Annotated in this window: 16 protein-coding genes and 1 pseudogene; 7 read left to right on the top strand and 10 right to left on the bottom strand. The window is 59.9% G+C overall.

Annotated features, from left to right (window positions below):
* The first annotated feature begins 17 nt into the window (after positions 1–17).
* The 3 genes from PS14A_RS23465 to fba all read left to right on the top strand — a co-directional run bounded on the left by PS14A_RS23465 (position 18) and on the right by fba (position 1,957).
* Entirely contained in the window at positions 18–239 is a 222-nt protein-coding gene (locus tag PS14A_RS23465) for a hypothetical protein (protein ID WP_016772786.1), read from the top strand.
* Between the two features lie 57 nt (positions 240–296).
* Positions 297–629 carry an MliC family protein gene (locus PS14A_RS23460; protein ID WP_071173874.1) on the top strand — a complete coding sequence of 111 codons (333 nt, stop codon included), beginning with the start codon at positions 297–299 and terminating at the stop codon, positions 627–629.
* A gap of 263 nt (positions 630–892) precedes the next feature.
* A complete protein-coding gene (gene fba / locus PS14A_RS23455; RefSeq protein ID WP_008081027.1) occupies positions 893–1,957 on the top strand; it encodes a class II fructose-bisphosphate aldolase in 1,065 nt (354 codons plus the stop codon).
* A 213-nt stretch (positions 1,958–2,170) separates the two neighbouring features.
* Here fba and PS14A_RS23450 read toward each other — a convergent pair whose 3' ends face one another.
* The gene (locus PS14A_RS23450; protein WP_212617329.1) at positions 2,171–2,518 is read right to left on the bottom strand and encodes a hypothetical protein; all 348 of its coding nucleotides are present in this window, start codon (positions 2,516–2,518) and stop codon (positions 2,171–2,173) included.
* Positions 2,519–3,181: 663 nt separating this feature from the next.
* Positions 3,182–3,850, bottom strand: coding sequence for a polysaccharide lyase family 7 protein (locus PS14A_RS23440; protein WP_016772792.1), 669 nt, complete (start codon positions 3,848–3,850; stop codon positions 3,182–3,184).
* Positions 3,851–4,162: 312 nt separating this feature from the next.
* On the opposite strand from PS14A_RS23440, the gene PS14A_RS23435 reads away from it, so the two are divergent.
* From PS14A_RS23435 to PS14A_RS23425, 3 genes are read left to right on the top strand one after another with little or no spacing between them, the layout of a single operon-like run.
* Complete coding sequence (locus PS14A_RS23435) at positions 4,163–6,286, top strand: EAL domain-containing protein (RefSeq protein ID WP_130911664.1); 2,124 nt, start codon at positions 4,163–4,165, stop codon at positions 6,284–6,286.
* A 45-nt stretch (positions 6,287–6,331) separates the two neighbouring features.
* Positions 6,332–6,826, top strand: a complete 495-nt coding sequence (locus PS14A_RS23430; protein WP_130911665.1) for a M48 family metallopeptidase — start codon at positions 6,332–6,334, stop codon at positions 6,824–6,826.
* Between the two features lie 18 nt (positions 6,827–6,844).
* The gene (locus PS14A_RS23425) at positions 6,845–7,141 is read left to right on the top strand and encodes a winged helix-turn-helix domain-containing protein (protein WP_137214277.1); all 297 of its coding nucleotides are present in this window, start codon (positions 6,845–6,847) and stop codon (positions 7,139–7,141) included.
* Positions 7,142–7,328: 187 nt separating this feature from the next.
* Here PS14A_RS23425 and PS14A_RS23420 read toward each other — a convergent pair whose 3' ends face one another.
* Positions 7,329–7,781, bottom strand: coding sequence for a GNAT family N-acetyltransferase (locus tag PS14A_RS23420; RefSeq protein ID WP_212617328.1), 453 nt, complete (start codon positions 7,779–7,781; stop codon positions 7,329–7,331).
* A gap of 255 nt (positions 7,782–8,036) precedes the next feature.
* Between PS14A_RS23420 and PS14A_RS23415 the strand changes: the two genes are divergently transcribed.
* Positions 8,037–8,774 carry a transporter substrate-binding domain-containing protein gene (locus PS14A_RS23415; protein ID WP_071173870.1) on the top strand — a complete coding sequence of 246 codons (738 nt, stop codon included), beginning with the start codon at positions 8,037–8,039 and terminating at the stop codon, positions 8,772–8,774.
* Between the two features lie 111 nt (positions 8,775–8,885).
* Here the strand turns inward: PS14A_RS23415 and yccS are convergent, their stop codons facing one another.
* The 7 genes and pseudogenes from yccS to PS14A_RS23385 all read right to left on the bottom strand — a co-directional run bounded on the left by yccS (position 8,886) and on the right by PS14A_RS23385 (position 18,735).
* Positions 8,886–11,078 (bottom strand): YccS family putative transporter, encoded by a 2,193-nt coding sequence (gene yccS / locus PS14A_RS23410; RefSeq protein ID WP_110603548.1) that lies wholly within the window; start codon positions 11,076–11,078, stop codon positions 8,886–8,888.
* A 117-nt stretch (positions 11,079–11,195) separates the two neighbouring features.
* Positions 11,196–11,297 (bottom strand): annotated as a pseudogene (locus tag PS14A_RS26855) (metal ABC transporter ATP-binding protein); the annotation flags it as partial.
* Positions 11,298–11,308: 11 nt separating this feature from the next.
* A complete protein-coding gene (locus PS14A_RS23405; RefSeq protein WP_212617327.1) occupies positions 11,309–12,487 on the bottom strand; it encodes an NAD(P)/FAD-dependent oxidoreductase in 1,179 nt (392 codons plus the stop codon).
* 153 nt (positions 12,488–12,640) lie between these two features.
* Positions 12,641–14,026, bottom strand: coding sequence for an ATP-dependent RNA helicase DbpA (gene dbpA, locus PS14A_RS23400; protein ID WP_024014613.1), 1,386 nt, complete (start codon positions 14,024–14,026; stop codon positions 12,641–12,643).
* A 311-nt stretch (positions 14,027–14,337) separates the two neighbouring features.
* On the bottom strand, positions 14,338–15,765 hold the full coding sequence (mdtD, locus tag PS14A_RS23395) for a multidrug transporter subunit MdtD (RefSeq protein WP_126367196.1): 1,428 nt from the start codon (positions 15,763–15,765) through the stop codon (positions 14,338–14,340).
* 190 nt (positions 15,766–15,955) lie between these two features.
* Positions 15,956–17,293, bottom strand: coding sequence for a TldD/PmbA family protein (locus tag PS14A_RS23390; protein WP_024014611.1), 1,338 nt, complete (start codon positions 17,291–17,293; stop codon positions 15,956–15,958).
* Complete coding sequence (locus PS14A_RS23385) at positions 17,293–18,735, bottom strand: TldD/PmbA family protein (protein ID WP_130911670.1); 1,443 nt, start codon at positions 18,733–18,735, stop codon at positions 17,293–17,295. The genes PS14A_RS23390 and PS14A_RS23385 overlap by 1 nt, the downstream gene beginning before the upstream one ends.
* Between the last annotated feature and the right edge of the window lie 16 nt (positions 18,736–18,751).

Genomic DNA, 18,751 nt, shown 5'->3' with positions numbered 1-18,751 from the left:
GGCAAAGGAGTGTTCACATGGTCAAGTCGTTAGCGCTGTTGTTGCTGACCGGTACGCTGGCGGCCTGCGGGAGCACCCCGAAGGCTGACGCGACGCCAGCACCGAGCGAGCCGCAGAAGGGCTGTTATCAGGCCGACTGGCAGGCCGAAACCAACCCGGTGCTGAACAAGCGCTCGGGCCCGGACGGCCTGGACAAATACGAGACGCAAACCCCGGTCAAGGAACATGGTTGTCCTTGACGGGTCTGACTCTTTAACTCAGGGCTGGCGGCGTGCGTCGTCAGTCGAGGAACACGGATGAAAGGCTTGATCGCCGTTGCGGCGTTGGCATTGTTGGGTGGTTGCGCGCAGTTGAACCTGTTTCAGTCGTCGGCCCCGGCAGACAACTGGACGACCTGGACCTGCGACAGCCAGGCCAAGGTGTTGTGGCGTTACGCCGATGCCGGCCAGAAGGAAGTCGACGTTCGCCTCGGCGGCGGTGATCAGGTCTATCGCCTGAAAGAAGAGCCGGGCGCCTCGGGCACGCTGTACAGCGATGGCATGCTGGCGTTTCACGTCAAGGGTGACGAAGGCCTGGTGTACTGGGTCGCCACCAATGACCTGATTGGCCGTGGTTGCAAGGCCGAGTAACACGATTGAATTGATGTACAAAGATCCAAATGTGGGAGCGAGCCTGCTCGCGAAAGCAATCTTGCCGTCGATGATGCAGTGTCTGTCAGACCGCTTTCGCGAGCAGGCTCGCTCCCACAGGGGTTCTCTGTTGTTCACACAGTTTTGGTAACACCGAATCACCAGACCGGGCCTCAACCCCCGATCTGCATTAACTTGAATAGCCGCCGCCGCTCCGGCAGGCTGGCACGATCAACGACCCTCAACCGGGAGAGACACACACAATGGCACTTATCAGCATGCGCCAGATGCTGGACCACGCAGCCGAGTTCGGCTACGGCGTTCCAGCCTTCAACGTCAACAACCTTGAGCAGATGCGCGCCATCATGGAAGCCGCTGACAAGACTGACTCCCCGGTGATCGTCCAGGCTTCGGCCGGCGCCCGCAAATACGCCGGCGCGCCATTCCTGCGTCACCTGATCCTGGCCGCGATCGAAGAATTCCCGCACATCCCGGTGTGCATGCACCAGGACCACGGCACCAGCCCTGACGTCTGCCAGCGTTCGATTCAACTGGGCTTCAGCTCGGTGATGATGGACGGCTCGCTGGGCGAAGACGGCAAGACCCCGACCGACTACGACTACAACGTCCGCGTTACCCAACAAACCGTGGCCATGGCCCACGCCTGCGGCGTTTCGGTAGAGGGCGAGCTGGGCTGCTTGGGTTCGCTGGAAACCGGTATGGCCGGTGAAGAAGACGGCATCGGCGCCGAAGGCGTTCTGGATCACAGCCAGATGCTGACCGACCCGGAAGAAGCCGCTGACTTCGTCAAGCGCACCCAGGTCGACGCCCTGGCCATCGCCATCGGCACCAGCCACGGCGCCTACAAGTTCACCAAGCCACCCACCGGCGACGTGCTGGCGATCGACCGCATCAAGGAAATCCACAAGCGCATCCCGAACACTCACCTGGTGATGCACGGTTCGTCCTCCGTGCCACAAGAGTGGCTGGCGATCATCAACCAGTACGGCGGCGACATCAAAGAAACCTACGGCGTACCGGTTGAAGAAATCGTCGAAGGCATCAAGCACGGCGTGCGCAAGGTCAACATCGACACCGACCTGCGCCTGGCCTCCACCGGCGCCATGCGCCGCCTGATGGCCACCAACCCGAGCGAATTCGACCCACGTAAATTCTTCGGCGCCACTGTGACCGCAATGCGCGATGTGTGTATCGCTCGTTATGAGGCGTTCGGTACTGCCGGTAATGCTTCGAAGATCAAACCGATCTCCCTGGAAGCGATGTACCAGCGTTATCTGAAGGGTGAGTTGAACGCGAAGGTCAACTAAGCCTGAGTGTTGAGCTGATTAAAAGAAACCCGCCGATAGGCGGGTTTTTTGTCGGCAAATATTACGCCTGACGAAGTGATTTAAAGTAAGAGCAATTTATAATGCTTCGAAGACTCAGCAGATCTCGCTGGAGGCGATCTATCCGCGTCATCGGAAGGATGAGATAAACGTTGAGGTTAACTGATTTATCCATTTTTGTCGGTAATAAAAAAGTCAGCTTCTTGTGAATTTGATTCCGTAGGTCTGGCCGACATTCGGCCCACCTGATTCAACTTTAACCGTACCTTCCAAGTAGCTGTCGGTCCCGTCAGACGATTTCATCTTGATCGAGAGAGAGCTTGGGCCATGGTTAAGCTCATCTCTTTTCGTGGCATCTGATTTCGCTTGAAGATTAAAAGACCTGGTGGGTTTTGTATAGGTGCCAGTGACGATAAAATCGAGTCCGCAATAGTCCATGTAGCCTTTACTTATATTGCCGTTTTGCTGGCCTAGATCGTCAAATTTGAGTGTGGCGGCATGTTGCTCACTAGCGTTGAATACGAAGCCATTGTAAGTGTTCATAATGTTCACCTTCTGCATTCGAGTATTAAAGTCAAATAGGTTGTCTCCTGTTGCGTTCATGAGGTTAGGCAAGAAAGGCTCGCAGGTAACCTGATATAAATGACAGTTGTTTATAATCTTTAGCTATGGATGATGCATGCGGACTTAATTTTTTGATCTGTGAGATGAGCCAGTGAAATAATCTGCGGGGTTACTGGAGGAGTTCGATGTATCGGCGTGTCCCCTTTATCGGTCCCTTTGTCGATGAAGGTCATAGATGCTATTTAACATTATTCAATAGGTCTGGTGCATGCTGAGCCGTTGGACACCATAGAAAACGTAAAAGCAAAAATTCAAGATAAAGAGGGTATTTCACCCGATCAGCAACGCCTGATTTTTGCTGGCAAACAGCTCGACGATGGTCGAGCATTGTCTGACTACAAGAAAAAAAGGAGCAGTTCTTGACTTGGTCCTTAGATGGTAGAACGGTAATCACGGCTTCCGCTGTATTATTTTTTTTGTGATCGCCGAGCTGTAGATCCGGTTATTGAACGTCCGGTGATGCAGAAAGGATTTTGAAGGTCAATCCGATCTCGCTGAGGTGCGATCTTTCGATTTGTCTTTTCAGCATCCAAAACAATCAAAAGATCGTAGCCCGCAGTGGCTCTTACAGGAGGACGTAAGCTATTTGTCGTGATCAATATCCAGTTTGGTAAACGTCACCTGCCCACCTTCACTGGTGTAGCCAGTGTTGTCCTGCACATAAACCCCAGCCTTGAAGTACAACGGCTTGTCGCGCCAGGTCGCGCTGATTTGGGAGTCCCACTGATACCCCGCCGCACTCACGCCCAGGGCACCGCCGGGGCTCAAGTGGATGAGGTAGTTGAATTCGCGATCGAGCTTGACGCCGGTGGCGAGGGTGATGACGCGGCTTTCGGCGTCGTCCGGGCGCATACGCACCTTGATCACCAGATTGCCGGTCTGGGTTTTTTCCTTGTACTGGTATTCGAGCTTGACCATCGGCCGCTGGCTCTCATACGCGTGGATCTGGCCGATGACGATCTTGCCCGAGCTCGGCACTTTGTTCACCGCGAGGGTGGCGCGCAGCAGGTTGTCGGCGTCCGGGTAGTACCAGTTGCGCAGGGTGCCGTTGCTGTAGGTTTCGCGCAATTCGGTACGAGGGTAGATGGCGTTTTCGGTTTTCGAGCCGGTCACCGGGGACCAGAAGAACAGGGTTCCGGTGTCGGAATGGAAGTACTGATCCTTGAAGCCATCCACCAGTTTTGAGGTTTCGACGGTGTACGGCGGGCTGCCAACAGGAACGCTGAGGTTCCAGGTTGCGAGGTCGATCATGACGGTTCTTCCAATCAATTCATCCGGAACGCCGGTGCCAGAAGCTCTAGCCCGCGCGTTTTCGGGCGTCTTTATAAGCGTAGCGGCATTTTTTGTTAATGCCCGTCCGGCGATTAGTTGACGTCAAAGTCCTGTCGAAATGCCATCCCGCCCGGTTTTCGGGGGCTGTGGCGGTGACCGTTAGTCGGCTCGACGGAACATTGGCCAAATGATGGCGTGACGACAGCTTCTGCTTTGCGGCATCCGCGACTAGAGTGAAGGCTCAGTACGTCTATGGTTTTGCCGGCAACCGGTCCCGATAAGAGAAGCAGCATGGAATGCGCGCAACCCCAGCCAGGTGAAGGCAGCTCGGTCCTTTTGATCGTCGATGATTACCCCGAAAACCTGATCAGCATGCGCGCGTTGCTGCAGCGTCAGGATTGGCACGTGATGACCGCTGCCTCCGGTTTCGAGGCGCTGAACCTTTTGCTCGAACACGACATCGACCTGGTCCTGCTCGATGTGCAGATGCCCGGCATGGACGGTTTCGAGGTCGCGCGCTTGATGCGCGGCAGCCAGCGCACGCGGCTGACGCCGATCATTTTCCTCACCGCCAACGAGCAATCCCAGGACGCCGTGATCAAGGGCTATGCCAGCGGCGCGGTGGATTACCTGTTCAAGCCATTCGATCCGCAAATCCTCAAGCCCAAGGTCCAGGCGCTGCTCGAGCACCAGCGCAATCGCCGTGCCTTGCAACGCCTGAGTCATGACCTGGAAGTGGCGCGCGCCTTCAATGCCTCGGTGCTGGACAACGCCGCCGAAGGCATTCTGGTATTGAGCGAGGACGGCGTGATCCGCTTTGCCAACCCGGCGATTTCGCGACTGCTCAATGCGCCGGTGAAGGATCTGGAAGGCAAGGAGTTTCTCGATTTCCTGCAGAAGCCACACATTCCCCTGTGGGCCGATTCCGAGTTCTACGCCGGTTACCTGCGCGGTGAAACCCTGCGCCTGCATGATGCGTTGTTGCGTACTGCGCCGGGGCAGCAAGTGCCGGTGGCATTGTCCTGCGCGCCGCTGCCCTCGGAGCAGCACGCGATGGTGGTGACGGTGCTGGACATGTCGGTGGTGCGTCATTTGCACCAGCAATTGGAATTTCAGGCGGTGACCGATCCGCTGACCGGCCTGCTCAACCGGCGCGGGTTCTACCAGACCGTGGAAAACCTGTTGTTGCGCGGCGAACGCAGCGACAGCAGCTGGGTGCTGCTCTACCTCGATCTCGATGGCTTCAAACGGGTCAATGATTCCCTCGGCCATGACGCCGGCGACCGCGTGTTGCGTTGGGTCTCCGAACAATTGAAGGCGTGCCTGCGGCCGTTCGATATTCTCGCGCGCATGGGCGGCGATGAATTTACCGCGCTGCTGGATCTGGAGTTCCCCGAGCAAGCGGCGAAGATTGCCGAAAAACTCATCGAACGGGTATCGGTCTGTCAGCAGATCGAAGGCCTGGATATCGTCCTTGGCGCCAGTATCGGCATCGCTACTTATCCCGACTGTGGCCGTAACCTCGACGGCTTGCTGCGCGCTTCGGACATTGCCATGTACGAAGCCAAGCGTGCCGGGCGTCAGCAATATCGCTTCTACGATCATGAAATGAACGGCCGCGCACGTTCGCGTCTGATGCTTGAAGACAGCGTACGCGAGGCTATCGAGAATCGTGATTTCAATCTGGTCTATCAGCCGCAGGTGGCGATCGGCAGCGGGCAGATTCGCGGGTTCGAAGCGCTGCTGCGCTGGCAGCACCCGAGCGTCGGCGATGTGCCGCCGGGGTTGTTTCTGCCGTTGCTGGAAGAGGCGCGCCTGATCAGTCGCCTCGGCAGCTGGATCTACCACCGTGGCGCCGGCCAGCGCAAAGCCTGGGAAGCGCTGTTTGCCGATGATCTGGTGCTCGGCGTGAGCCTGAGCAACACCCAGTTCGGCCTGCCGAATCTGGTCACCGAATTGCGTCAGGTCATGGAACGCCATGCGCTGCAACCGCAGCAACTGGAAGTCGAGGTCACCGAAGAAGCGTTGATGCAAAACCCCGACGAAACCCGCAAGCAACTACGCTTGCTGCGTCATCTCGGGGTGCGTGTGGCACTGGATGATTTCGGTTCCGGGCCTTGCTCGCTGACGCATCTGCGCGATCTGGAACTGGACACGCTGAAGCTCGACCGCCACCTGATCGCGCGCCTGCCGGACTCGCCACGCGATGCGGCGCTGGTGAGCATGGTGCTCGACCTGTGCAAGCAATACGGGTTGCTGGTGATTGCCGAAGGAGTGGAAACCCTCGAGCAATATCAGTGGCTGCAAGCCCATGGCTGCGAATACGTGCAGGGCTTCCTCGTCGCGCGGCCGTTGATCGCCGAAGACGCCGTGCGCTTCGCCGAGCCGTTCGACTGGAGCGCGCTGCCTGGCTGAATTCGCTACACTGGCGCACCTTTTTTCGAACCGTGCTGCCCGTCCATGACTGTGTTGAAGTACCTCCAGGCCTACCCCGAGCGTTTGCAGGATCAGGTGCGCCAACTGATTGCCGAAGGGCGACTGGGTGATTACCTCGATCAACGCTATTCGGGGCGGCATGACGTGCAAAGCGACAAGGCCTTGTACAGCTACGCGCTGGAGCTCAAGCAGCAGTACATGCGCAATGCGCCGGCCATCGACAAAGTGCTGTTCGACAACCGCCTCGACCTGACCCACCGCGCGCTCGGCCTGCACAGCACAGTCTCGCGGGTGCAGGGCGGCAAGCTCAAGGCCAACAAGGAAATCCGCATCGCCGCGCTGTTCAAGGACGCCGCGCCGGATTTTCTGAAGATGATCGTGGTGCACGAGCTGGCGCACTTCAAGGAATCGGATCACAACAAGGCGTTCTATAAACTGTGCGAGCACATGCTGCCGGGGTATCACCAGATCGAGTTCGATCTGCGCGTGTACCTGACGTGGCGGGATATGCAGGCTTGACCAATCAGGAAGGTGTGGATGGACGTCAGCAAGACCAAAAGCAGTTTCTATCGCCGTTTGTACGTGGCTTATCTGATCGATAGCGGCCTGGCGCCGAGTGTGCCGACGCTGACCGAAGTCACCGGCATGCCCCGACGCACGGCGCAGGACACGATTGCTGCGCTGGCCGATCTGGATATCGTTTGTGAATTCGAGCAGGAGGAGGGCGCGCGCAATCATGCCGGGCGCTATCGGATTCGCGATTGGGGAGCGATTGATCGCGGGTGGATCGAACGCAATTTGCGGCAGATCAAGGCTGTTCTTGAGTATCCCTGAAAAAGCCCCTCACCCCAGCCCTCTCCCAGAGGGAGAGGGAGCCGATCGGGGGAAATTGTAAAATTTCACCGACGTGAGCGAATGCTGTTGAATCCATAATCGACACTGTTTTTCAGGTCGCCGCATGGCCCAAGACACCAAGGTTAGTCCCCTCTCCCTCTGGGAGAGGGTTAGGGTGAGGGGCTGTTCAGGCGCGACGCATCCCGATGTGAGGAATGCCATCCTCCAGATATTCTTCACCCGCCACGACAAACCCGTAGCGACCGTAATACCCCTGCAGATGCGCCTGCGCCGACAGATAGATCGGAACCTGCGGCCAGTGCTTCTCGGCCTGTTTCAGTGCCTGTTCCATCATCTCGTGCCCCAGCCCCTTGCCACGCCCGGCAGGGGCGGTGATCACCCGGCCAATCACCACGTCGCCGCCTTGGGATTCCGGGTCCAGCAGGCGCAGGTATGCCATCAACTGATCATCTTCCCAACCCATCAGATGATGGGTATCGCCCTCCAGATCCTGGCCGTCGAGGTCCGGATAGGCGCATTTCTGTTCGACCACGAACACATCCGAGCGCAGCTTCAATAATGCGTACAACTGCTCTTTGCCCAGATCGCTGTGATGTTTGCAGATCCACTCGATTGTCATTTTGCGATTCCTTGACGATGTCGCCCGATACTAAGCGCAGCAGCGCCGTATGTCTGTATGGCGCAACAGTCTGTGATAAAGGTCAAAATGCCACTATTCCTTTCTCGCGCTGGCTGCGACTTTGTGTAATCTGCTCCAGAGCACTGTCCACTGGCTCCCATGAGCTAATGTTCAATGCTTGGGTTTTGCCGGTAAGGGGCCTTGGGTTTTGACGTGAAACCACGTCGGGCGGTTGCCCGCTGAGGATGTTCAAGCATGCTGCGATTGCTTCAAGCCGTTGCTTTGATCGGACTGCTGGTGCTCGGCCAGGATGCTGCGGCGCAGAAGCTGCGGCTGGCGTTCGATAATTGGCCGCCATTTACCGACGATGCACTGGTCAACGGTGGCCTGGCCACTGACATTGTCAGCACCGCACTGGCTCGCGCCGGTTATGCCAGCGGTTACGAGCAAGTGCCATGGGCGCGCGCATTGCTGGGAATTGGCGAGGGGCGTTACGACGTTCTGGTCAACGCCTGGTACAACGACGAGCGCACGCAGATCGGCCAGTTTTCCGGTGAGTACCTGATCAACCGCATCCGCTTCCTCAAGCGTAAAGACGCACCTATTGAATACAACAGCCTCGAGCAACTGCACACCTATCCGATTGCAGTGGTGCGCGGGTACGCCTATTCCGCACCGTTCGATGCCGACACGGCGATGCAGAAAGTCCCTGTGCACAACTTCGCCATGGGCGTGCGCATGCTCGCGGCGGATCGGGTCAAGCTGACGCTTGAGGATGAGTACGTAGCGAAGTATTACCTGGCGCGGGAATCGGCCAAGGTGCGCAATTCGGTGGAGTTCCTACCCAAGCCGTTGAGTGAGAACAGCCTGCATATTCTGGTCAGCCTGAAGAACCCGCAGCATGAGCAGATCGTCGCCGGGTTTGACCGGGCGATTGCAGCGATGAAGGCTGACGGGACTTATGAGAAGTTATTGCGGCGGCATGGAATGTGAAGGGTGATCCGGCATTTTCTTTGTGGCTAATGACCTCTTCGCGAGCAGGCTCGCTCCCACAATTTGAAATGCATACCCTGTGGGAGCGAGCCTGCTCGCGAACGCGTCGTCTCAGGCGCCGCTGATTTCGGCAGTGTCCTTGATCAAATGCGCCGCCAATGTCCGAAGCGGCCCTAACTGCCGGCAAATCAGCGCCAGCTGCGTCTGCACCAACCGCTGCCCTTCATCGATTTCATCCGGCATTTGTTCCAGCTCATTGGCCAGCGCTTCTTCTTCATCACTCTGAATCGCGATTGGCTGCTTGCTCGCAAGGCCTTGAGCGATTTCGTCGATGCTGGTCGCCAGTTTCACCCCGGCGCCTTCGATCAGATGCTCGCGCACCTCCGCTGGCAACTGTGTTTCACGGTGCGCGCCGAGCCCCGACAAATAGCTGAGAAGGGTGTGCGACAGCACCAGGAAGCGGAAGCCGACATCCGCCTCCTTACGGAAATGCCCCGGCTCCATAAGCATGTTCGCCAGTGTCGTCGACAGTGCGGCATCGGCGTTATGGGCGTTGCGTCGGGCGAGTCGATAGGCGAGGTCGTCGCTCTTGCCGGCGGCGTATTGCTGCATGATCTGGCGCAGGTAGATGCTGTTGCAGGTCAGGGTGTTGGCCAGCACTTTGTTCAGGCGCCGACCCTGCCAGTCCGGCAGGAACAGGAACACCGCCAGCCCGGCAATCAGGCTGCCCAACAGCGTATCGAACAGCCGTGGCAGAAACAGCCCGTAGCCATCGCCGACCTGATTGAAGCAGAACAGCACCATGATGGTGATCGCCGCCGTCGCCAGGGTGTAGCGGGTGGTGCGATTGGTAAAGAACACCACACCGGCAGCGATGGCGAAGCACGATTGCACCACAGGGTTGGGGAACAGATCGAACAGCGCCCAGGCCACCGTCAGGCCAATGGCCGTGCCGATGATCCGCTGGCCGAGTTTGCGCCGGGTGGCGCCGTAATTCGGCTGGCAGACGAACAGCGTGGTGAGAATGATCCAGTAGCCTTGCGACGGGTGAATCAGGTGCACCATGCCGTAGCCGATGCTCAGTGCCAGCGGCAGGCGCAGGGCATGACGGAACAGCAGCGAAGTCGGCGTCAGTTGCGTGCGCAGGCGAATCCACACGTCCTTGAGATTGCGCGGTGAACGGTCGAGCAGGCTGCTGTCGGTAGCATCAGCCAAGGCGTCAGGATTGCTGGCATCGCTGAGCAACCGGTCGAGGGTGCCGAGGTTGGCCGCCAGTGCGCGTAGCGAGCGCAGCAGGCCGCGCCATGCCGGGTTGCTCTGGATGCGCAAGTGTTCGAGGGAGGCGTGGAGGTCGTTCAGGGCTTCGGCGAAACTGGCGTCGTAGATGAATGGCTGGCGCATCTGGATTGACTCGGCCAAGGCCCGGCAGGCCTTGCCTTGCTGGCGCAGCAGGCGCTGGCAGCGGAACAGCACGTCGCTGTGGAAGAACGCCTCGGCCAGCGCGTTGTAAGGGTAGTGCGAAGAGCTGGCGCGTTCGTGGATGTCTTGAGCGAGGAAATACAGCTTCAGATAACGGCTGACTTTCGAGCCGGGCCGGCCGTTACCGACACGGTGCAGGATGATTTCCTTGGCCGTGTTCAGGGCGGCGACCACGCGGCCATTCTGCTGCGCCAGTTCGAGGCGGCGGGCTTCGACGTCCATCTGCCGGATCGGCTCGAACAGCGAGGATTTCAGCTTCAGGTAAAGACCCAGTTCACGGAACAGCCGCGCCAGACTTTGCTGCACCGGTTGATTGGAAAACAGCGCCTGCCATAGGACCGAGAGCAGGCCGTACCACGCCGCGCCGGCGACCAGCAGCATCGGTTCATGCCAGAAATCGGTAACCGCGCCGCCGCGCTGATCGACGCCGATCATCGTGTACACGGAGAGAATCAGCGTCGCCGAGGCGATCGCGCCGTAACGCTCGCCCAGTGCGCCGAGCATGGTCAGGCCGAAACTGGCCAGCGCCAGGGCTACGGCAAAAATGATCGGGTAGGGAAAAAGCAATTCCACCGACAGCGCGGCGATGCTGAAACACACCAGCGTCACGGCGAGGGCGTTGAGGCGGCCCTGCCAACTGTCGTCGGTCTCGGCCAGGGCGCTGGCGATGATGCCGAGGAACAACGGGATCAGCAGGCCCATTTCATCCTGATACCAACACAGCGCCATGCTGCCGGTCAGGGCGATGAACACCCGCACGCTGTAGCTGAATTTATCCAGCGCCCACAGGCGCCGCAAAGACTGACGAAACGAGGTCGAGGACATGAAGTGCGAAGGCCTTCCGAGGCGATGCCGCTAAATTGAGCCAGTAATGACGCCGACGCAATGGCGCCGAGCACATCTGACAGCAAAAAGTGTTCCTTTTACTTACACCACAAACCATTGTGGGAGCGAGCCTGCTCGCGAAAGCGGAGTGTCATTCAACATTGATGTCGACTGGTACACCGCATTCGCGAGCAGGCTCGCTCCCACAGGGTTTTGTATTTAGCCTTGAGTTAAGCGTACTGCGCCGCAGCGTAACCCGAGGCCCAGGCCCATTGGAAATTGAAGCCGCCCAGGTGCCCGGTGACGTCGAGCACTTCACCAATGAAGTACAGGCCGGGGCTTTTCAGCGATTCCATGGTCTTGGACGACACCTCGCGGGTATCGACGCCACCCAGAGTCACCTCAGCCGTGCGATAGCCCTCAGTCCCCGCCGGCACGACTTTCCAGCTGCCGAGCTTCTCGGCAATCTCCCCGAGTTCGGCGTGGGTGTACTGCTTCATTGGTTTGGAAACGAACCAGTTGTCCGCCAGCAGATTGGCCATTTTCTTGGTGAAGATCTCGCCAAGCAAAGTCTTCAGCTCGCTGTTCGGACGCTCGGCGACTTGCTCTTGCAGCCAGCTCGCCGCGTCGTGATCCGGCAGCAGGTTGATTTCCACCGTGTCGCCGGGCTCCCAGAACGAAGAAATCTGCAGAATCGCCGGGCCGCTGAGGCCACGGTGAGTGAACAGGATGTTCTCGCGAAAGCTCTGGTCATTGCAGCTGACCAGACAATCCACCGAGGTGCCGGACAGCTCTGTGCACAACTCCTTGAGCTGGTCGGTAATGGTGAACGGCACCAGCCCGGCGCGGGTCGGCAGCAGCTCATGGCCGAACTGTTTGGCGACTTGATAACCGAATCCGGTAGCGCCCAGGGTCGGAATCGACAGCCCGCCGGTGGCGATCACCAGAGACTGGCACTGAACCTGACCAAGTGTGGTGTCGAGCAGATAACCGCTGTCGGTTTTTTCGATGGTCTGGATCGAAGTGTCCAGGTGCAGCTCGACGCCGGCCTGATCGCATTCATCAAGGAGCATGCCGAGGATGTCGCTGGATTTGTTATCGCAGAACAGCTGGCCGAGTTTCTTCTCGTGGTACGGCACGCCATGTTTGCCGACCAGACCGATGAAATCCCACTGGGTGTAACGCGCCAGCGCCGATTTGCAGAAATGCGGGTTCTGCGAAAGGAAATTGCTCGGTTCGGTATACATGTTGGTGAAATTGCAGCGACCGCCGCCGGACATGAGAATTTTCTTGCCGGCCTTGTTCGCGTGGTCGAGCAGCAACACCTGACGCCCGCGCCCGGCGGCGGTCAGGGCACACATCAAGCCGGCGGCGCCAGCGCCAATGATCACGACTTCGGTAGAGCGCAAAACGGTGTCCTCTTGGTGGGTCGCTACAAAACAAACTGTGGGAGCGAGCCTGCTCGCGAAAGCGTTGTGTCATTCAACAATGATGTCGACTGACAGATTGCATTCGCGAGCAGGCTCGCTCCCACAGGGGATCTCCTCTGGATGGAAGATCGCTTACAGAATACGTACGCGCAACGAGCGGCCCTTGATCTTGCCGTCGTTCAGGCGCTGCAAGGCCTGCATGGCCACGGTGCGCTCGACAGCGACGTAGGCCTGGAAATCGAAGATCGCGATCTTGCCGACCTGCGCACCGGGAATGCCCGCTTCGCCGGTCAGTGCGCCAAGAATGTCGCCAGGGCGCACTTTGTCTTTGCGGCCAGCGCCGATGCACAGGGTAGTCATCGGCGGTTGCAGCGGCGCCAGGCCCTGGGACTTGAGGTTGTCGATCTGATCCCAGTTCAGCGGCGCTTTCTGCAGTTGTTCGATGGCTTGCGCACGATGAGCTTCGGACGGCGCGACCAGGCTGATGGCGATGCCTTTCTCGCCCGCGCGACCGGTACGGCCGACGCGGTGGATGTGGATTTCCGAATCGCGCGCCAGCTCGACATTGATCACCATGTCCAGCGCATCGATGTCCAGACCACGGGCGGCGACGTCGGTGGCGACCAGCACCGAGGTGCTGCGGTTAGCGAACATCGCCAGGACCTGATCGCGGTCACGCTGTTCCAGATCGCCGTGCAGTCCAACGGCGGAAATACCTTTGGCGGTCAGGTGATCGACGGTTTCCTGAACCTGCTGCTTGGTGAAGCAGAACGCCACGCAGGACGCCGGACGGAAGTGGTGCAGGACTTTGGTCACCGCGCTCATGCGCTCTTCCGGGGAAATCTCGTAGAAGCGCTGCTCGATCTGCGTGTCGTCGTGGAAGGCTTCAGCCTTGACGGTCTGCGGATCGCGCATGAATTTCGAGGCCAGTTGCTTGATGCCCACCGGGTAGGTCGCGGAGAACAGCAGAGTCTGGCGGCGCTCCGGGGTCTTGATGATGATGTCTTCGATGGCGTCGTAGAAACCCATGTCGAGCATGCGGTCGGCTTCGTCGAGGATCAGCGTGTTCAGGCCATCGAGCACCAGCGAACCCTTGCGCAAGTGCTGCTGAATGCGCCCCGGGGTGCCGACGATGATGTGTGCGCCGTGTTCCAGCGAAGCGATCTGCGGGCCGAACGACACGCCGCCGCACAGGGTCAGGACCTTGATGTTGTCTTCGGCGCGGGCCAGACGGCGGACTTCCTTGGCCACCTGGTCGGCCAGCTCGCGGGTCGGGCAGATCACCAGCGCCTGGCAACCGAAGTAGCGCGGGTTGATCGGGTTGAGCAGGCCGATGCCGAATGCGGCGGTCTTGCCGCTGCCGGTCTTGGCCTGGGCGATAAGGTCCATCCCCTTGAGGATCACCGGCAAGCTCTGCGCCTGGATCGGCGTCATCTGGGCATAACCGAGTGATTCGAGGTTAGCCAGCATGGCGGCGGACAGCGGCAGAGTATTAAAAGCGGTGGCGATGGTGGTCACGGGACTGGCCTGCAAAACAAAATGTCGCGCAGTGTAGCAGCCCCTTGCCAGTTTCCTCGACAGTTCTGGACGAACAGCGACTCAATCGATGTCCGCGAGCGGTTCCTGTCCAAAGATGACCCGTGGCGGGCGGATGTATCTGTGGCGAGGGGATTTATCCCCGCTGGGGTGCGCAGCACCCCCCAATACCTGCCACCTCAATTCATCAGGCTGACCGCATCCAACCTTTTTGGGGCTGCTGCGCAACCCAGCGGGGATAAATCCCCTCGCCACGGAAGTTTTTCAGCAGCCACAGATGTCCTTCAGCACAATCAGTGTTCGATGTGCTCCTGCGGCCGTTTCGCCCGGCGGCCGTCTTCCTTGGACAGCTGCGAGAAGATCGTCGCCGCCAGCATCGCCATCACTCCGACCGTGACGAAGGTCAGCTGAAACGCGCCGAGTACGGTTTCCACGCCATCGTTGCCGACCTTCGCAGTGAAGCCACCAAGCAGCGCACCGGCGCAGGCCACGCCGAGGCTCAGCGACAACTGCGCGACCACCGACAGCAGACTGTTGCCGCTGCTGGCGCTGGCATCGTCGAGGTCGATCAGCGTCACCGTATTCATCGCGGTGAATTGCAGCGAGTTGATAGCACCCAGCACGGCTAGCAGGCACAGCAGCAGCCAGTACGGCGTCTGCTCGCTGACCAGACCCATGCTCGCCAGCATGATCCCCAGCGCCAGCGTGTTGCCGGTGAGCACGATGCGATAGCCGAGGCGTTCGATCAGCGGCCGCGCGACCCACTTGGCGATCATCGCCGCAGCGGCCAGCGGCAACATGCTCATCCCGGCTTGCGACGGCGAGTAACCCAAGGCCACTTGCAGCAGTAGCGGTACCAGAAACGGCAGGGCGCCGCTGCCCAGTCGCGCGAACAGGTTACCGAGGATGCCGACGGCGAAAGTGCGGGTCTTGAACAATGACGGCGCGAACAACGGATTGTCGATGTGCCCGGCGCGCAGCCAGTACGCCGCCAGACAGGCCATGCCGGCGAACAACAGCAACATCACCCGCAGGTGCGGCAGGTGCAGTTCGCCAAGACCTTCCATGGCGATGGTGATGAGGATCATCGCCGCGCCGAACAGCAGAAAACCGAGGCTATCGAAGCGCGTGCGCTCCGTGCCGCGCAGGTCGGGAATGAACTTCCACACCGCATAACAGCCGATCACCCCGACCGGCAGATTGATCAGGAAGATCCAGTGCCACGTCACGTATTCCACCATCCAGCCGCCCATGGTCGGGCCGATCAGCGGGCCGAGCAGGCCGGGAATGGTGATGAAACCCATGATCCGCACCAGTTCCGAGCGCGGGTAGGCACGCAGCACCACCAGTCGCCCGACCGGCAACATCAGCGCACCGCCGAGGCCCTGAATCACCCGCGCACCGATAAGCATGCTCAGGCTGCTGGACAAGGCGCAGAGCAGCGAGCCGAAACTGAACAGCAGAATCGCGCCGAAGAAGATTTTCTTGGTGCCGAAGCGGTCGGCGATCCATCCGGAGGCCGGGATCAGCAGGGCCACGGTGAGCATGTAGGCGATGATCACACCCTGCATGCGCAACGGGTCTTCGGCCAGATCGCTGGCCATGGCCGGCAGCGCGGTGTTGAGGATGGTCCCGTCGAGGGACTGCATGAAGAATGCGATGGCGACGACCCACGGCAACCAGCGGGCGGTGATGGCGTCGAGAGGCGGGCGGTTGGGCATGGAACCTCTTGTGGGTGGTTGATCCAGATTTTTGTTCAAACATGAAACCCTGTGGCGAGGGGATTTATCCCCGCTGGGTCGCGCAGCGGCCCCAAAAAAGCGGGACTGCTGCGCAGTCCATCGGGGATAAATCCCCTCGCCACAGTTTCTATTCCAACAGGTGATCCCCTGTGTGCCGGGGATCTTTGTTTTACAGCGTTAGGGTCAACCGGCTGACCAGCGCCCCCGGCAACAGCGATGACGAGGTATTGCGCTGGCTGTAGGTACTCGCCGACAGCAGCAATTCACGCTCGGTGGTCAACGCTTCCAGCTGCGAACCGAGCAGGTTGTAGGCGCTGTCGTCGAAACGCATGGTGCTGACCGGCGCCTGGATTTCGCCGTTCTCCACCCAGAAAGTCGCGAAGCGGGTCATGCCGGTCATGCGCGCCGCCGGTTGATCCGAGTAGTTCAGGTACCACAGATTGCTGATGTACAGCCCGGTGCCCAACTGCTTGAGGATCTCTTGCTGCGACAGATCACCGGCGGCCATGTTCAATGCACTGGGCATCTCGCCACCGCCCGCGCCGTTGGCTGCCAGACCGTATTCCGCCGCGCTGCGCGAACCGACCAGTTGATCACCGGCCCGGCCTTCGATGATCAGACGCAGATCGCTGCGCGGATATCCCTCGGCGGAAAACGCCGGGCTCAGGGATTCGCTGACTTTCTCATCCAGCGACACCAGCGGACTGAAGGCCTGATCGCCGACGTAGAGTTTCTGCAACGGACTGCTCTTGCTGGCGATCGACTGGGCCGAGAACCCGCCCCAACTGAGCATGCCCATGATTTCTTCCAGCGCCGCTGGTGCCAGATAGGCGCGGTACTGTCCCGGTGCCAAAGTGCGTAACGGTCGGCCGAGAAACTCCAGCTGTTCGCGGGCCTGGGCGAAACGCCGGGCAAACCCTTCGTCGCTCCAGTCGTGCCCGGCGTAGCTGGCCTTCACCGCTTCGCCGTTTTCATGGAACAGGCTGAAGTCGAAGTTGAAACTGTTGGCTTCATGCCAGCCGAACGCGCCGGCGGAGCTGGCGAAACCGCGGCTGATCGGGCCGGCAGCATAGAAGCCGACCAGATCCAGACCTTCAGCGGCGGCGCAGATTTGCCCGACGACATCTTCGGTATCCGGCAGCGGATGCGCTTGTACGTGCGTGCTCTGCCAGCTGTTGTGATTGAGCAGCAGGTACGGATCCTGCGGCAGCAGCGGCAGGGTTTCGCGCAGTTGTTGCAGGCCCTCGGCGAGGCGTTGCAGATCGGCTTCCTGATCCCCGGACAAGGTGATCTGCAGGTCGGCGTGGCGACCGTCGTCGATCAGTTTCAGGCCGACGTTGGCCTGTTGCACTTGCCCGGCCTGGCGCACCTTGGCGTGATTGAAGCGCACGAACGCCGAGGCTTCGGCGGCGTAGCTGAGCGTGAACTGTTCCGGCTCGCGCACGCTGTCGCGCAGCCAGTTGACCATGACCTTGAAGGCGTCGGACTGACGCTTCGAAATGCTCATCAGGCGTCTCCCCCAAACACATCAATGTTGCTGAATACGCAGGCCGGCGAAGCGTGGCCGACGCGAATCACCTGGTTCGGTTCGCCCTTGCCGCAGTTCGGCGTGCCCAGCACCTTGACGGTGTTGGCATCGCCGACGGCGCGCAGGCTCTTCCAGAAGTGCGCGGAAATGGCCCGGTAGTTGGGATTTTTCACCACGCCTTTAAGTTCACCATGCTCGATCAACTGGCCCCATTCGCAGCCGAACTGGAATTTGTTGCGCGCATCGTCGATCGACCACGAGCGATTGGTGCTCATCAGGATGCCGTGCTCGATACCACCGATCATCTGCTCCAGCGTCTGATCGCCCGGCTCGATATTCAGGTTGGCCATGCGGTCGATCGGCGGCCGGTTCCAGCCGCAGGCGCGGCTGTTGGCAACACCGTCGAGGCCGGCGCGATATTGCGACAATGCTCCGCCCAGCGGCCGCAACAGCAGGCCGTCGCGAATCAGGAATTGTTTGCTCGCCGCAGTGCCGTCGTCGTCATGGCCGTAGCTGGCGAGTTCTTCGGGAATGCCCGGATCGAAGGTCACGTTGAGCAGGTTGGAGCCGTATTGCAGGCTGCCGAAATCGCTGGTCTTGACGAAACTGGTGCCGGCGTAATTGCGCTCATCGCCAAGGATCCGGTCAAGCTCCAGCGGGTGACCGATGGATTCGTGGATCTGCAGCATCATCTGATCTGGCATCAGCAGCAGGTCGCGCGGGCCTTGCGGGGTGTTCGGCGCGAGCAGCAGTTGCAGGGCCTGATCGGCGACTTGCGGACCGGCACCGACCAGGCCGCAACGGCTGATGACATCGGCGCCACCCTGCTGGCCGAAGTTCTCGCGGCCGAGGCTGCGGGTCTGGCTGTCGTTGCCGTCGTAGGCGGTGACGTCGAGGCTCGGATAAACGAAGCGCTGGGCCTGGCGTAATTCGGCGCCGGCGCTGCTCAGGTAGATCTGCTCGACATGGGTGATGCCGATGCTCACCTGCCAATTGACCAGGCGCTCATCCTTGGGCACCGAGGCGGACTCCGCACCGAGCAGATCGAAGCATTCGCTCAGGGACGGGAAGGGCTGTTCGAGGTTGGGTGAAAAATAATCAGCGCGGTCACTGGAAAGCGTCTGCTCGCGCAGGTCGAGCAAGGCGTGCGGCTTGAGCCGGCGGGCTTGCAGTTCGGCGCGTTCAAGCGCGGCTTGCAGGCCTTGTTGCGACAAGTCGTTGGTCGCCGCGTAGGCTTCGACGCCATTGACGCGCACGGTGAGCATCGCCCCTTCATCGCGGCTCAGGCTCGGCGGTTCGGCGACGTTCTTGCGCACCGACAGAAACTGCCCGGACTCGCGCACATACCGCAGGGAAAAAAATTCAGCGCCCGTGCGCAAGGCAGCAAAGCGCTGCTTGAGCTGGGGGTGGAAATCGAACATTCGAGAACCTCCTTGT

It is taken from the genome of Pseudomonas sp. 14A, from assembly GCF_018132745.1.
GTDB classification, from domain to species: Bacteria; Pseudomonadota; Gammaproteobacteria; order Pseudomonadales; family Pseudomonadaceae; genus Aquipseudomonas; species Aquipseudomonas mercuritolerans.
This window is presented reverse-complemented; position numbering and strand designations above follow the sequence as displayed.